This window comes from Nostoc sp. PCC 9305 (assembly GCF_963920915.1).
In the GTDB taxonomy this organism is placed as follows: domain Bacteria; phylum Cyanobacteriota; class Cyanobacteriia; order Cyanobacteriales; family Nostocaceae; genus Nostoc.
The window spans coordinates 16990-31456 of the sequence record NZ_CAWUDN010000094.1 but is presented as its reverse complement, the minus strand read 5'-3'; the positions used below and the strand labels follow the sequence as shown (position 1 = coordinate 31456).

Sequence of the window (14467 nt, the reverse complement as noted above, 5' to 3'; positions counted from 1 at the left end):
CGGGAATTTCAATTCCCGGCGGACAAGCGGTTTCACGTTAAGTTGACACCAATGCAAGGCCTTGCGCCCCTACGACTCGGTTAAAGGGAAAAGGAGTGGAAGGCTCGATATATAGAGTTGCCAAGTAGATTAGGAGATAATGACAAGCGTAAATCTCAGGAATAGCAAGGTTTTTACCTCCTGCCTCCTGCCCTCTGCCTTTCTGAATAAGGTTTTTTCCCCTTTAACATGAGTCCCTTTCCCCCAAAACCCGACAAGTATTGGGTGTGGTTCAAATACATGAAAGATGCTGTATATATAGTGTGAGATTATTTGATTTTTTCTTTCACCAGAACTACTACAATTACTATTGATGCTAGATAATGGGAAGGCTTTGACATTTTCTTGCCAATCTAGCCGGGAAACAATAACTAAGACTTATGCGAACTCACTATTGCGGCGAACTCCGAAAAGAACATATTGGAGAAACTGTTACCTTTTACGGATGGGTAGACCGTCGCCGCGATCATGGTGGTGTGATATTTTTAGATTTACGCGATCGCTCTGGAATTGTCCAAATCGTCAGCGATCCGCAACGCACCCCAGATTCTTACGAATATGCGAATGCCCTACGAAATGAATATGTTGTCAAAATCACTGGTAGGGTAACACAACGTCCCGAAGAATCGTTGAATACCCGCATCCCTACAGGCGAGGTAGAAATCTACGCCGATAAAATTGAACTACTCAATGCTGTTCGCAAACAGTTACCTTTCCAAGTTTCTATAGCTGACACCGAGACAGTGCGGGAAGACTTACGGCTGAAATATCGTTATTTGGATTTGCGACGCGAACGTATGGCGCAAAATTTGCAACTGCGTCATCAAATTGTCAAAGCCATGCGTCGTTATCTAGAAGATTTGGAAGGTTTTATCGAAGTCGAAACCCCAATCCTTACCCGTTCTACCCCAGAAGGAGCGCGGGATTATGTTCTACCCAGTCGCGTCAATCCTGGTGAGTGGTATGCTTTGCCGCAATCTCCCCAGCTATTTAAACAATTGCTGATGGTATCCGGCTTAGATAGATATTATCAGATTGCCCGTTGCTTTCGTGACGAAGACTTACGCGCCGATAGACAACCAGAATTTACCCAGTTGGACATGGAAATGAGCTTCATGTCCCAAGAAGAAATTATCGAACTAAACGAGAATTTAGTTTGCCATATCTACAAAACAGTTAAAGGCATTGAGTTACAGCGCCCTTTCCCCCGTCTCACTTATGCTGAGGGGATGGAACGCTACGGTAGTGATAAACCAGATACACGCTATGGTTTGGAATTAGTTGATGTCTCAGATATCGTGAAAGACTCTGGTTTCAAAGTCTTTCGGGACACTGTTACCAATGGTGGTATCGTCAAAATCCTCCCCATTCCCAACGGTAACGATGTAATTTCTAATGTCCGCATTAAACCAGGTGGTGACTTATTTAAAGAAGCCAGCGAAGCCGGCGCTAAAGGTTTAGCTTTTATCCGCGTCAGAGATGATGGCGAAATTGACACCATTGGGGCAATTAAAGACAACTTAAGCGAAGAACAAAAACAAGAAATTTTGCGCCGTACAGGTGCAAAAGCTGGACATTTGCTGTTGTTTGGGGCTGGTGATGCTGCTACAGTTAATAAAACTTTAGATAGATTACGACAAGCGATCGCTAAAGAATTTAACTTAATCGATCCCGATAAAATCAACTTACTCTGGATTACAGATTTCCCGATGTTTGAGTGGAACGCTGACGAAAAACGTCTAGAAGCACTACATCACCCGTTCACAGCACCGCATCCTGATGATTTGAGCGACTTAAAGACTGCACGCGCCCAAGCTTACGACTTAATACTCAACGGGGTAGAAGTTGGCGGCGGAAGTCTGCGGATTTATCAGCGAGAAATTCAACAGCAGGTATTTGAAGCGATCGGTTTATCTCCTGAAGAAGCACAAAGTAAATTTGGCTTTCTTTTAGAAGCATTTGAATATGGTACACCGCCGCATGGTGGCATCGCCTACGGTTTAGATCGTTTGGTAATGTTGTTAGCTGGAGAAGAATCCATTCGGGATGTAATTGCTTTTCCGAAGACACAACAAGCACGTTGTTTGTTAACAGATGCGCCTTCGAGTGTAGATGCTAAACAGTTGAAAGAATTACACGTTGCTTCGACTTATAAACCAAAGTCTTAACCGACTTTATCCAATTAAGCGGCATAAACAGCAATATCGTTTGTTTCATTGCTAATACCAAAAAAGCCAACCCAAGGTGCGCTCTATCACTCAGTGTTTTGGAGCGCTCTTTGGGTTGGAATACTACTTGTATAATCCGACAGCAATTTTGATTATTTTAATATTCAAAACTCAGTGACAATGTTAACAATTTTATCTTCGGTGTCGTATCCAAAGTAGGTTGGATAACAACCATCTCCATACCCTGATGAAAAGGCAATTATATTTAATTGGGTAGATTTATCTATACAAACATTTGCCCACTCCCATGTATGTCTGTAATTTTTTCTTAATTCATCTTGAATCAGGTCTATCAAGCTTTCTTCTTGGGGATTAGCAATGTATGGATAGTGTATTGAATCATCAAGAATTTTTACTGCATCAAAATCCATAAAGCAGCCAATTCCAGAATCAACTGGATAACCCAAGGTGTCATTTTCTGTAAGCGAAGCTAGTTCTTCATCAGAGCAAATACCTAATTTCCAATTTACGGGAGTTTCTTCGCTAATACGAATTATGGCATAAGCCACTCTTTGGTCATTATTTCTTGAATAATGACCAACAATTAAGAAAACGGGATATTTACCAATTGGTAAAGACTTTTGAAAAGCTTCACTATCAAAAAAAGCAAGTGGATCGCAAGCTACTAATCTTCCTGAAGTTAAAATTAATTCCCCAACATAATGGGTTGTAAATGTAATATCTCCAATTGAACTAGATAGTTTTTCACCTCTTAAAGCTTTATAAAAATTAATAGTATCCATTTTTGTATAACGCTTGAAATAAATATTGTAGCACAAAATACTTCAAACCCTTAGAATGCTTAAGTGCTTGATAGAACCTGTTATCTTTGATGAAGTTCAAAATGCAAATATTTTTTGCATTTAATCTGATTTATGCATTGGCTCTGAATGCAATTTGCTAGAATTACTATAGTTTTTGTTTCTGAAATTTGGAAGAAATCTAGCATTTTATTATTATGATTATGCGCCTTCCCACAATTGCTGCGACCTTTCTGGTTGCTAGTCTTGGTATCGGTACACTTTTGAGTATTGCTGCCCCAGCTTCGGCTCAAGAGATAATAACTTGTTCAAGCCAAAATAATCGAAGGAATACTTGTTCGGTAAATACAAGAGGCAGAGTGAGGCTTGTTAGGCAATTGTCTAACACCAGTTGTAGAGGAAATTGGGGCTATCGGAGAAATCGTATTTGGGTGAAAAATGGTTGCCGAGCTGAGTTTTCAGTTGGCGATCGCAGAAACGACAGATATGACAGAGATGATAGATACGATCGAAACGATAGATATGACAGAAACGATAGATATGATAGAAACGACAGATATGACAGATAGGAAACTGGGTATTGCATCAATATAGATAGTTAAGCAGAAATTAAGAAACTGACTTCTGCTAACTTTTATAATTAAAGCTCTTATCAACTCTAAGAGGGTATTGATTTCTATGTATGTTAATCAGACATTGCTTTCGACAGCGTGTCTAGTTGGCATCTATTGAGGGTTTATACAGCAGATTTCAAGTTGATCGAGTACACAAGCTAGTCTGAAAGCCAAGTAAAAAGCTTCTTTTACTTTTGTTAGCGCAGCAAGATGTAGCCCAATTCTGAATTCTGACTCTTGAATTCTGCTGTATTTTGACTTTTCAAACATCCTCTTCTGATTGACGAATAAAAAATACTCAACTACTTCTTTTGAGGTGGGCTTCTCGCTATTAGCGTCAACTTCAGGCAGATGCCCTGTCAAGTCTTCTTTGCGTATCTTGCTAATGCGATCGCTTCTTCTTTTATAGAGAAGCGATCGCAGTGCTTATTTTATAGTCGCAGATAAGATAAGAGAGTAACATGCTCCTCACACACAAGTAGCAATGACCTCAACCCTGCGGAAATTTCCCCGTCTCAATGCTCCGACGCTGCACAAGTTGCCCAATGGTTTGACAATCATTGCCGAGCAAATGCCAGTTGAAGCCGTAAACCTCAACTTGTGGATAAAAGTTGGCTCTGCTGTAGAACCTGATGCCATCAACGGCATGGCTCACTTTTTAGAACACATGATTTTTAAAGGAACAGAACGACTGGCAAGTGGCGAGTTTGAACGTCGAATTGAAGAACGGGGTGCTGTCACCAATGCCGCTACTAGCCAAGACTATACTCATTACTATATAACTACTGCCCCCAAAGATTTTGCCGAGCTTGCGCCACTACAAATAGATGTAGTATCAAATGCAAGTATTCCTGATGATGCTTTTGAACGCGAGCGATTGGTAGTTTTAGAAGAAATTAGGCGTTCAGAGGATAATCCCCAGCGGCGTACATATCGGCGGGCGATGGAGACAGCTTTTGATTATCTACCTTATCGCCGTGCAGTATTGGGGCCAGAATCGGTGATTGCCGGACTAAAACCTCAGCAGATGCGAGATTTTCATGCTAATTGGTATCAACCCCAGTCAATTACTGCTGTAGCTGTGGGCAATTTGCCCGTGGAAGAATTAATTGCAACTGTTGCGGAAGGATTTACAAAAGCTACTAAAACTCTCCGCTCCCCACTTCCTACTCCCCACTCCCCCCTGAATCCTGAGTCACCATTTACAGAAATTGTTCGTCGAGAATTTATCGATGAAAGTCTGCAACAAGCAAGACTAGTAATGGTTTGGCGGGTTCCAGGAATGACTCAGTTAGATCGTACCTATGGATTGGATATTTTAGCCGGAATTTTGGGACACGGACGGACATCAAGGCTGGTGAGGGATTTACGGGAAGAACGGGGATTAGTTTCTTCAATTTCTGTGAGCAATATGAGCAACGAGTTGCAAGGGATATTTTATATTTCAGCTAAATGTGCAGTGGAAAATTTACCAGTTGTAGAGAATGCGATCGCTCAACACATTGGCAAACTACAAACAGAGTTGGTAACAGAATCAGAAATTGCCCGTGTGCGGCGGCGAGTAGCTAACAGATATGTTTTTGGCAACGAAACACCAAGCGATCGCTCTGGGTTGTATGGTTATTATCAGTCTTTGGTGGGAGATTTGGAACCCGCCTTTAACTACCCAGCGATAATTCAGAGCCAAGATGCAACAGACTTGATGCAAGCAGCCAAAGAGTATCTATCTCCAGATGCTTATGGTGTAATTTTCGTTAAGCCCTTTTAGAGTTAGGAGTTAAGAGTGAGGAGTTATGAGTAAAAAGCCATAATTGTGACTCCTGACTTTTAACTTTTATTTAGCTCCTTACTTCTAACTCATAACTCATAACTCCTAACTTTTATTTAATCATGTGGACTCAAATCGACACCCATATTAGTCAGGTGACTGGCGAAAAATTTCAAAGTCAGCAAAGGCGATCGGTTGGTGGCGGGTGCATCAACCAAGGTTATGCTGTTTCCAATGGTGAGATAACCTACTTCGTCAAACAAAACCTTGCATCCCAAATTGCGATGTTTGAAGCTGAGGCGTTGGGTTTAGAGGAAATGCTAGCAACAGCTAGTATTGGCATCCCCAAACCAATTTGCTGGGGTACTGCTGATAATTCTAGCTACATCGTTCTGGAATGGTTGGAACTTGGTAGCGGTAACAGCAATTCGTGGCTAGAAATGGGACGCAAGTTAGCATCAATGCATAAAGCTAGCAGCAGTCAAAGTTTTGGTTGGAAAATTAACAATACCATTGGTTCCACACCTCAAATTAATACTTGGACAGCAGACTGGACGGAATTTTATATTAAACATCGCCTGGGTTATCAATTTCAGTTGGCAAGGCGGCGGGGAGGTAATTTTGCCAAACAAGACAAGTTACTGACAGCTATCCCTGAACTATTGGCGGATCATCAAGTGCAACCTTCCTTAGTACATGGCGATTTATGGGGCGGAAATGCTGGGTGTACAGCGTCGGGAGAACCAGTGATATTCGATCCAGCAACTTATTTTGCGGATAGAGAAGTTGATATCGCCATGACAGAATTATTTGGTGGTTTCCCCGCAGCGTTTTATAAGGGTTACAACGAAGTATTTCCTTTAGAGTCAGGTTATGAGCAGAGAAAAACACTTTATAACCTTTATCACATTTTGAATCACTTCAATTTATTTGGGGGTAGTTACGATTCGCAAGCCAATAGGATGATTGACCAGATTTTACGATAAGGGATGCGGATTAAATAAAGTGCAAAACTAGTGACACGGCGTCGCGGAAAGTGCCACGATACACAAGGGAGCCAGTGCAGTCTTGGGCAAAGCCCCAAGTGGAGCATCTAGCGCCATCCTTACTTCAATTCCACTTTTAAAAACGTGCGTTCCCTTATGTTTTCTGCCTTCTGAATTTGTCCTGGTGTCACAGACTCGATTGTGAGATTGATGGTATTTTATTTTTGCACAAACTCCTTTATCCCAATCGCATACAAGCTATGACACTTAACTTATATTTACTGCGACATGGAGAAACTACCTTTAGTCAAAGTGGTAATTTCTGCGGTGAAACTGATGCGGAGTTGACAACAGAGGGGATGCAGATGGCATCCGCTTTTGCCGATGTTTATCAACAATTGAAGTGGGAAGGGGTTTATGTTAGCCCGATGAAGCGCGCAATTGCAACTGCCAAGCCATTTTGTGATGCTATCGGTATGGATATGCAATTGCGTGACGGACTCAGAGAAGGTAGTTACGGCGAATGGGAAACTAAGAGTAAATCGTTTGCCCAAGAGAATTACGCAGAAAACTATGTAAAATGGGTGACAGAACCCGCTTGGAATGCACCACTAGGTGGAGAAACTGCGGTAGATATTGCTAACCGTTCTATGCCTGTAATTGCTGAAATTCAAGAAAAACATCCCCAAGGTAATGTTTTAGTAGTTTCCCATAAAGCCACGATTCGGATTATGCTTTGCAGTTTACTAGGAATTGATTTGGGACGCTATCGCTATCGGGTGAATATTTTGGTCGCGTCGGTAAGTATGGTTAAATTTGACGTTAATGGCCCTTTGTTAGAAATATTGGGCGATCGCCATCATATACCCGATCGTATTCGCTCTCGTCCGGGAACATAATAGTCTTTTAGGGACTTGCAAAAAATAAATTATCCCAAATTATTTCTCGATTTGTAGGGGCGCAAGGCTTTGCGCCCCTACAATTGGATATTTTTTTAACTGGAAGGCGCTGCTTCGCCCGCCTTAATAGCGATCGCGCCGGTTGACAAAGCCCTCAGTAAATAGGAGATTAATTTGATTGGGTATGAGGATTTCTGTCCTGCCGAACCGATTTATTTTCAGAGGTTCTTGCCTAATATAGGCAAGATGCCTATCCCACAAGACTTAATTCCTGGTTTCGATATCGTATAACTGGCATAGGGTGAGGAGTTTTTGTTTGAGGCGATCGCGCACATTCTCTGGTAATATCACTACACAATCTGGCGCATACTGCATGACTTCGCGGCTAAACCAAAATGTACTAGATACTCGCCTAACAACTCGCCGGACTCGCGGTTTATCTGGTATCCACTCATTGATATTGTCTTCTGGTTTAGCTTGATAGGCAAAAGCCAAGCCAGCAAATAGATGCATTTCCACTTCTATCTCAGTCAAATTAGATCGCCACTCACCAGAAATTGGCATGACAGCAGCTTCTGTAATCCTATCTAATCGTAAACTCCAGTTGTGAACCAGTTCTGGGATATCAAAATTTCCTTCTGTCTCTTCGCACCAGCAATCAAGATATACTCGCTTTTCATGGGGTGTAACTTTGGCATAGCGAACGGTAAAATTAAATACACGCTCTGCTGCATCTTGATAGGAAAGCTGAAAGGGCTGTTCGCGCAAGATGTAGCGGTCTATTTCTAAGCGCCAAGATGGGGGCAAATTCTCTAAGAAACGTTCGATTTCGCCTCGCAAAGGTAATGATAATTCGCTGCGTTCGAGAAGTAAGTTTGCAATAATTTGGGCTTGTTCAATTTGCCCGATATCTGTCAACGCATTGATACATCTATGTAATGCTCTAATGCGTGGTTCTTTCCAATCATTATTGTTACCGATGAGTAACTTACGTTGAGCGATCGCTTTAATTAACTTAGAGATGTTAGGCTCCTCTCCCCACATCATACCGAATTCACGAGCGATCGCTTCTAGCTCGGCTTTATCACGTTCTGATATCGACAGTGTAATAGATTGACCTTTTCGACTCATATTTTATACGGACACTTTTATACGGATATATCTTGGCAACTTCTATTTTGCATGGCATTATAGGGAATAACAACGAGTTACGGACAGTTTTTAAGCAAATTGAAAAACTTGCACCATTGGTGCGAGAAATAGGCTGGAGATGTTTTATACCCATCTTAAAAACTGCAACCAATGGTTGCAGAAATTTACAAGTGGTATTTCTTAGCACATATATAAAAACTGCCGCCATTGGTAGCAGAAATTGATTAGATTTACTAAGTCTGTCATTCTTTTTGCATAAAACTTCCGATAAACCAAGCATTCACAAGGAATTATCAAGGATATGTCTGAAAATTACAGCATAAATCTCAAACCTGTTTATTCTCAAACCGTCCCTACACCTGACGGGGTGAAATTACCTAAAGATTGGTCGCTTTCTTGGCATCAAGTGGAAACTTTGGAGGCGTTGCGCGATCCAAATATTGATATAGTGTTCAACACTGCCATAACCGGGGATGGTAAAAGCTTGGCTGCTTTTCTTCTGGCTATGACAGATGGTGTATCAACAATGGCAACTTACCCGACTAACGAGTTAGCGAGAGATCAGGAAAAGCAAGTACAAAAATATAAGGACGAATTTCAGCCAAAGAAAAACCCACAGATTTATCGTCTGAATGCAGCTATTCTGGAAGATTTTATCGAAACGAATAAATTACCAACTAAACAGTCTGGATTAACTAATCTTTCCAACCAAGCAGAAATTTTGCTGACTAATCCTGATATTTTTTACTATATTCACGATTTTCGCTATCTTAGGCGTTTTAAAAAAGATGGTAAAACCAAGGGAGAAAATGCTAATAAGCTACTCAGTAAAATAGATGATAACTACAACTTGTTTATATTTGACGAGTTTCATGTATTTTCGTCAGCTCAAGTTGCAAGTATATTCAATGCAATATTGTTAATTAAGTATACCGTTCCAAGCAAGAAATTTTTATTTTTATCGGCAACGCCAGATGATTTATTGCTAGATTTTTGTGATAAATCTGGCATTAATTATAAAGAAATTAATCCAGCCAAAAAAGGAAAATATTTTTTTTCAGAAAATGGTACTCAATGGCGGCAAATTAGTCAACCAATAACTTTATTTTTTCCGCAAACACTAGAACCTAGTTTTTCATCCACTTATGATTGGCTGATAGAAAATTCTGAATCAGTAATTTTAAAGTTTTTTCAAGATTATCCAGGCAGTAAAGGTGCAATTATTCTCAACTCGATTGCTGCGGTTAAGAAACTAGTTAAGCATTTTAAAAATATTTTTAAACCTTTAGACTTAGAGGTTAGAGAAAATACAGGTTTAACTGGTGAGACAGAAAAAGTTGAATCAGTTGCGAAAGCCGATTTACTCATAGGAACATCAACTATTGATGTAGGTGTAGATTTTAGAATTAATTTTTTGGTATTTGAAGGTGCTGATGCAGGTAATTTTATTCAACGCTTTGGCCGGATAGGCAGACATAAAGATTTTCACCCTCATCCTTATCATGCCTATGCTTTGATTCCCAAATTTATTATTCAAACATTATTCAAACCTGATTTAGACTGTTTGCAAGATGGCAAAACTTACGACCGAGTAACCTTTACACAAGCTATTCGTTCAAGTTATCCATTTGTGAATGAATTTAAGCAGTACCCTAAACGCTGGGGTGCTATTCAATCAGCTTGTGTTCATCAAGAATTAAGACGGCTGACTCATCAATATCCCGATGCGGAGAAAAACTTTAAAGAGACTATTGAAAAAGCACTTGATGTAAATATTTGGACAAAATATGGACAAATTAATCAATGTTTACAAGAAAAGAAAAAGAAAGTCATTGATGAAGCACGAAGTTTTCGAGGAAGTAGTCAGTTAGATTGTGCAATTTATGATTCAACAAATCCAGAAGAACCAGAAAATGAACGTTTTAAAATTTATAACTTACCAGGTATTCTCAGCAACTTTAAGTTTGAATGGATGGATAGAAAGGAATTTATACAGCAAGCTGAGAAATCTAGAGTCACAACCACTCGTTTTCAAGAAGCTTTATGCTGTTTGAAACTGACTGGCTATCGAGAAGTAAGAGAAGACTGGAAATTTTACTATCCAGAAGATATCAGCGAAATTGCCAAGTCTGGTAAAGTACAGGTTCTAAAAGGGTTAGAAATTCGCCAACCCCACGGTAGCGGGATTAATAAAATAAGTGATGCTGTATCGGGTAGGGGTTTAGTATGCTTTCTTTCAGATTGCGATCGCACTTACCTCAGAGCAAAGTTAGGTTTACCTATCCACTTTCAAGCATACTCCTTAGCAGATAAATATAGTAGCGACGATAAGAAGTCGCCACCGTACACTATAGCATTTGGTAAATCTGCACTAATGCTGGAAACCTTACTTTGGTTTCGGAAGCCGAAAAAGGATGATGGCTGGATTTGTTAGAAAGTAGTTATATAACATCAAATTTTGGGAATACTAATGGTTGAAGATGATTTGCTTTCTCGAATTTCGATTGACCCAAACATCTGTTTTGGAAAACCCTGCATTAATGGACATCGTATTTGGGTTTCTTTAATTTTAGATTTATTAGCTGGTGGAGAAACTATTGAGAGCATTTTGGAGGCATATATAAGTATAGAACGAGAAGATATTTTAGCGTGTATTGCATTTGCTGCTAAGGCAATTAAAGATTTATATAGTGAAGATGGGGAATAGAGATGAGTATGAAGAACGTTGATGAATATCCTGAAATTCCAGACTTAGACAACTATGATGAAGATGAAAAAGATACTCCTGTTGAACGTGAACTTTTAACTCTTAGCCTCTTCAAAAAGGCAATTAAAGAAGTACCAGAAAACAAGGAAGATTCCATAATTATTAGTTTTTCTGATAATGTATTACCTAAGCTAATTAATCAATTAGTAGGAGCCACAGCTAAGGGTGGTCAATTTACAGAAGACCGTAGATCCGAAGGTAAAAACGTTGAACGTAGTAAGCATGACCAATCTTTATTATCTCATCTGCTTAATGGTTTATTCCCTACTTACCGGATTATTCAGAAATTAAAGTCATCAGAACTGGAAACTAATCCTGTTAATCGCCAATGTGAAGAAAAGGAAACTCGTTTATTTGTAGCTGCGTATATTCTACATGACTTTGAAAAATTCCCCGACTATCCAATTTGGTTGAAAGAAAATGACACAGATGATGTATTTAAAAACCGTGATTGGCGTAAAGACCCTGCAAAAAAATCAGATGCACCAAATTTAAGACGCGGGTATGTAAAACAAAAAATTCAGGATTTTAGTTTAGATAGTTTTTTGGGTGAAGATTGGGAAAATTGTATCGATGATATTGTGTGGCTGAGTAGTAATGCTGGTGATGGCAGTGATGCTGATCGAGGTTTAGAAATTCGTGGTTTGCGTCCTAATTTAGATGGTCGAGTGCGGAATATTCTGCACAGATTATTAAAAATGTCTGATTTATTTGCTTCATTGTTAAAGCATCCTCGTGATGTAGAAAGTGATGGCAGAAATGAGAAATTACCTGAGTTATTAAACGACTTAAGTAATGGTCAGTTAACATTTAGCTACCATGCTCTATCAGATAATCGTGGTGTGCTGACGAATATTATTAATAATGCTTTGATGGATGCACATCCTCAGCAATACTACACACAGTTATTGTATTTGCCAGATGGTGTAGTATACCTTGCCAGTAACGATGCGCCTGCAATTCATACTGCTGATATTCCCAATCAAGTTGTAGATAAAATTAAAACATTATGCAGCAAGCAGTTAACAAAGCGACAAACAGGTTTTAGTCGAGATGGTAAAGGTTTCAAGTTCGCTGATTACTACTGGTTATTTTTCCGTGCTAATGAGTTAATGGAAGTCAGCATTAATGCAGCTATCAGTATACTCCCTGATACTAAATTAGCCTCATCTGGTAAGCGGAGTGAAAGTTTACAAACTTTTCAGACACAAGGAGAATTACCACAAAATATAGATGTTGTATTTGGTAATGAAATTCAAATTGATAGATTAGCTGAATTTGGAGATATTATATGTCGAGGTATTTGGGGTAAATGGCAAGAACGCGCGAATGAATACCAAAAACAATTTTCTAAAGCTGAACGTAAAAATATTCCTGATTTAAATCTGACTGAAAAACTAGCTGAATACTTGGGTTTGTTAGAGGAAATACCAGCTTTAAGACAAATTCAATCTCTCAAGAAGACAGGAGGTGTTCCTTTAGATTGGTATTATTTATCGGCTAAGTATTACCAGAAAAATCTAGGTAAAAATTTAGCGCAAAATATTGAGTTGATGGAAGGAATGGTTAACTATACTTCCAAGCTCATTAAACCTATTTTAGAAGATTTTGCAATTCCTGATGGTTGGAGTGATTTACGCACTTATGTAAGTCGAGTTATTTCTTTACCAACAGGTGCAGTTGTTGAACCTAAGCCAGACCAATTTTTAATAGAAATAAGTAGGTATAACGCTGCAAAAGTTACAGGAAGAGGTAGAGAAAATGTTTGTGCTATATCTAGTTCTCCCTACACTGTAACGGAGCAAATGGAGTCAGCAACGTTATTTGCACCACAAGTTTATAGCAATCGCCAAATTTTATTTAATGCTCAAGCTGCAAAGCGGCAAATTTGCTCAATCTGGTCAATTGAAATCATGTTGAGACAAATTATGATGAGTAAGACTAACGCGACTGGTGCAGACTTTGAAGGTCGTAAATATCGCTATCTCTATCTCTATCCTGCTTATTTCTTTACTCCAGAAACAAATAAATTTTTGCAAAAGGCTTATAACGCCATATCTCAAACTCGATTTGATGCTGAACTTCGCAAACATTTTGTTTCCAAAGAACAAGTTGCAAATTTAACAATTGACAACTATCAACAAGTCGATGATTTATTGATTAAGCAGGATATTCCACCAGAAGATGATAAGACATTTAAAATTAGCTATCCCGATGATGAAACATTAACTTTCTTCTTTATTGGTTTACCACCAGGAAGAGAACCAACAGATACAGAATCGTGGGTAATGCCAACTTGGTTAGCATTTGCTTTACCGCTTGTTCTCGATGTAAAAGTCGTTGCATCAGAATCACCTGTACCACCTTTCATTAGTGGTGCTGATTTTGAAGAAACAGTTTTAATTGATGGAGAACACCAAGCGATTCGTTCTTTGATTAAGAAAGATAACTATCGTTTAGATAGTATCTTACCTCACAAATCTGGACGCTTTTCACCTTTAAATGCTCTCACTGCTGCTTACTCTATTCACTTGGAAGTTAACCGTAAAAAAGATGGCGATCCAGATTGGGGAAAATTAGCAGATTTAGTAAGAGATTTAGAAACCAGTCCTCTCTATGTCTTCCATTACCTTAATAAATGGTTGCGAAAGCAAGACAAAATTGATTCTGTATCTATTGCTAAAATTCGTCTGTATCGATACCTTTACTACTGCTTTGATCCTAAAGGAGATAAAATGACTAAACTTGATGAACTAACCAAGCTATACCGCAGTTTTTATAGAGCTAAAAGTAAGGGTAAACCACCAAAAGCTAATGCAATTCTCAAGCCAATTGATGAAGCTGCTGATGTTATCTTGAAATTTAATAAAGATTTGGCAGATGATAGTGAATCTTTAACACAACTCGTAGCAGCTAAAATAGCAAGTCTTATGAAAAAAGTTAGACGAAAAGAAGCAGAGGGAAAACCAACATTAATTTTAGTTGATGGTAAGTGGAAGCCTGCCTTAACTTCAGAAGAAGAACGTCGAGCAGTTTATGAATTTTCTAAGTATTTTGTCAAGGAAATATTTGAAGTAAGTTTTAAAAGCGATCGCGCACGTTTAGCAGGTACTCAACTCAATTTAATTAGAGATACCTGTGAATACCTTTATCGTCTAGCAGATGATGAAGAACGTAAAGCACGTCCGCAAGATGAACCTGATGATATTCCTGAATTAGAACTTGAAGCATCAGTCTAATTTATTCTTTTTTT

11 protein-coding genes are annotated in these 14467 nt (G+C 39.1%); 9 read left to right on the top strand and 2 right to left on the bottom strand.

Translation table 11 applies throughout. The annotated features are described in order from the left end of the window. The first annotated feature begins 419 nt into the window (after positions 1-419). Positions 420-2207, top strand: a complete 1788-nt coding sequence (gene aspS / locus ACM0OX_RS27350; protein WP_414518103.1) for an aspartate--tRNA ligase — start codon at positions 420-422, stop codon at positions 2205-2207. Between the two features lie 164 nt (positions 2208-2371). On the opposite strand, the gene ACM0OX_RS27345 is transcribed toward aspS, so the two are convergent. Next, positions 2372-3010 carry a DUF4241 domain-containing protein gene (locus tag ACM0OX_RS27345; RefSeq protein WP_414518101.1) on the bottom strand — a complete coding sequence of 213 codons (639 nt, stop codon included), beginning with the start codon at positions 3008-3010 and terminating at the stop codon, positions 2372-2374. A 215-nt stretch (positions 3011-3225) separates the two neighbouring features. Here ACM0OX_RS27345 and ACM0OX_RS27340 point away from each other — a divergent pair, with 215 nt between their 5' ends. The 4 genes from ACM0OX_RS27340 (at position 3226) to ACM0OX_RS27325 (ending at position 7295) form a co-directional block, all read left to right on the top strand. Further along, entirely contained in the window at positions 3226-3597 is a 372-nt protein-coding gene (locus ACM0OX_RS27340; RefSeq protein WP_414518099.1) for a DUF3011 domain-containing protein, read from the top strand. Between the two features lie 529 nt (positions 3598-4126). Further along, positions 4127-5410, top strand: coding sequence for a M16 family metallopeptidase (locus tag ACM0OX_RS27335; RefSeq protein WP_414518098.1), 1284 nt, complete (start codon positions 4127-4129; stop codon positions 5408-5410). 122 nt (positions 5411-5532) lie between these two features. Then, positions 5533-6396, top strand: coding sequence for a fructosamine kinase family protein (locus ACM0OX_RS27330; RefSeq protein WP_414518097.1), 864 nt, complete (start codon positions 5533-5535; stop codon positions 6394-6396). Between the two features lie 260 nt (positions 6397-6656). Next, entirely contained in the window at positions 6657-7295 is a 639-nt protein-coding gene (locus ACM0OX_RS27325) for a histidine phosphatase family protein (protein ID WP_099102399.1), read from the top strand. 264 nt (positions 7296-7559) lie between these two features. Here ACM0OX_RS27325 and ACM0OX_RS27320 read toward each other — a convergent pair whose 3' ends face one another. Next, complete coding sequence (locus ACM0OX_RS27320) at positions 7560-8426, bottom strand: WYL domain-containing protein (protein WP_414518096.1); 867 nt, start codon at positions 8424-8426, stop codon at positions 7560-7562. Between the two features lie 32 nt (positions 8427-8458). On the opposite strand from ACM0OX_RS27320, the gene ACM0OX_RS27315 reads away from it, so the two are divergent. From ACM0OX_RS27315 to cas10d, 4 genes are all read left to right on the top strand, one after another. Next, positions 8459-8671, top strand: a complete 213-nt coding sequence (locus tag ACM0OX_RS27315; protein WP_414518095.1) for a hypothetical protein — start codon at positions 8459-8461, stop codon at positions 8669-8671. A gap of 77 nt (positions 8672-8748) precedes the next feature. Next, positions 8749-10881 (top strand): type I-D CRISPR-associated helicase Cas3', encoded by a 2133-nt coding sequence (gene cas3, locus ACM0OX_RS27310; protein ID WP_414518094.1) that lies wholly within the window; start codon positions 8749-8751, stop codon positions 10879-10881. Positions 10882-10917: 36 nt separating this feature from the next. After that, a complete protein-coding gene (locus tag ACM0OX_RS27305) occupies positions 10918-11154 on the top strand; it encodes a DUF433 domain-containing protein (RefSeq protein ID WP_193947517.1) in 237 nt (78 codons plus the stop codon). A gap of 2 nt (positions 11155-11156) precedes the next feature. After that, a complete protein-coding gene (cas10d, locus tag ACM0OX_RS27300; protein WP_414518093.1) occupies positions 11157-14453 on the top strand; it encodes a type I-D CRISPR-associated protein Cas10d/Csc3 in 3297 nt (1098 codons plus the stop codon). The last annotated feature ends 14 nt before the right edge of the window (positions 14454-14467 follow it).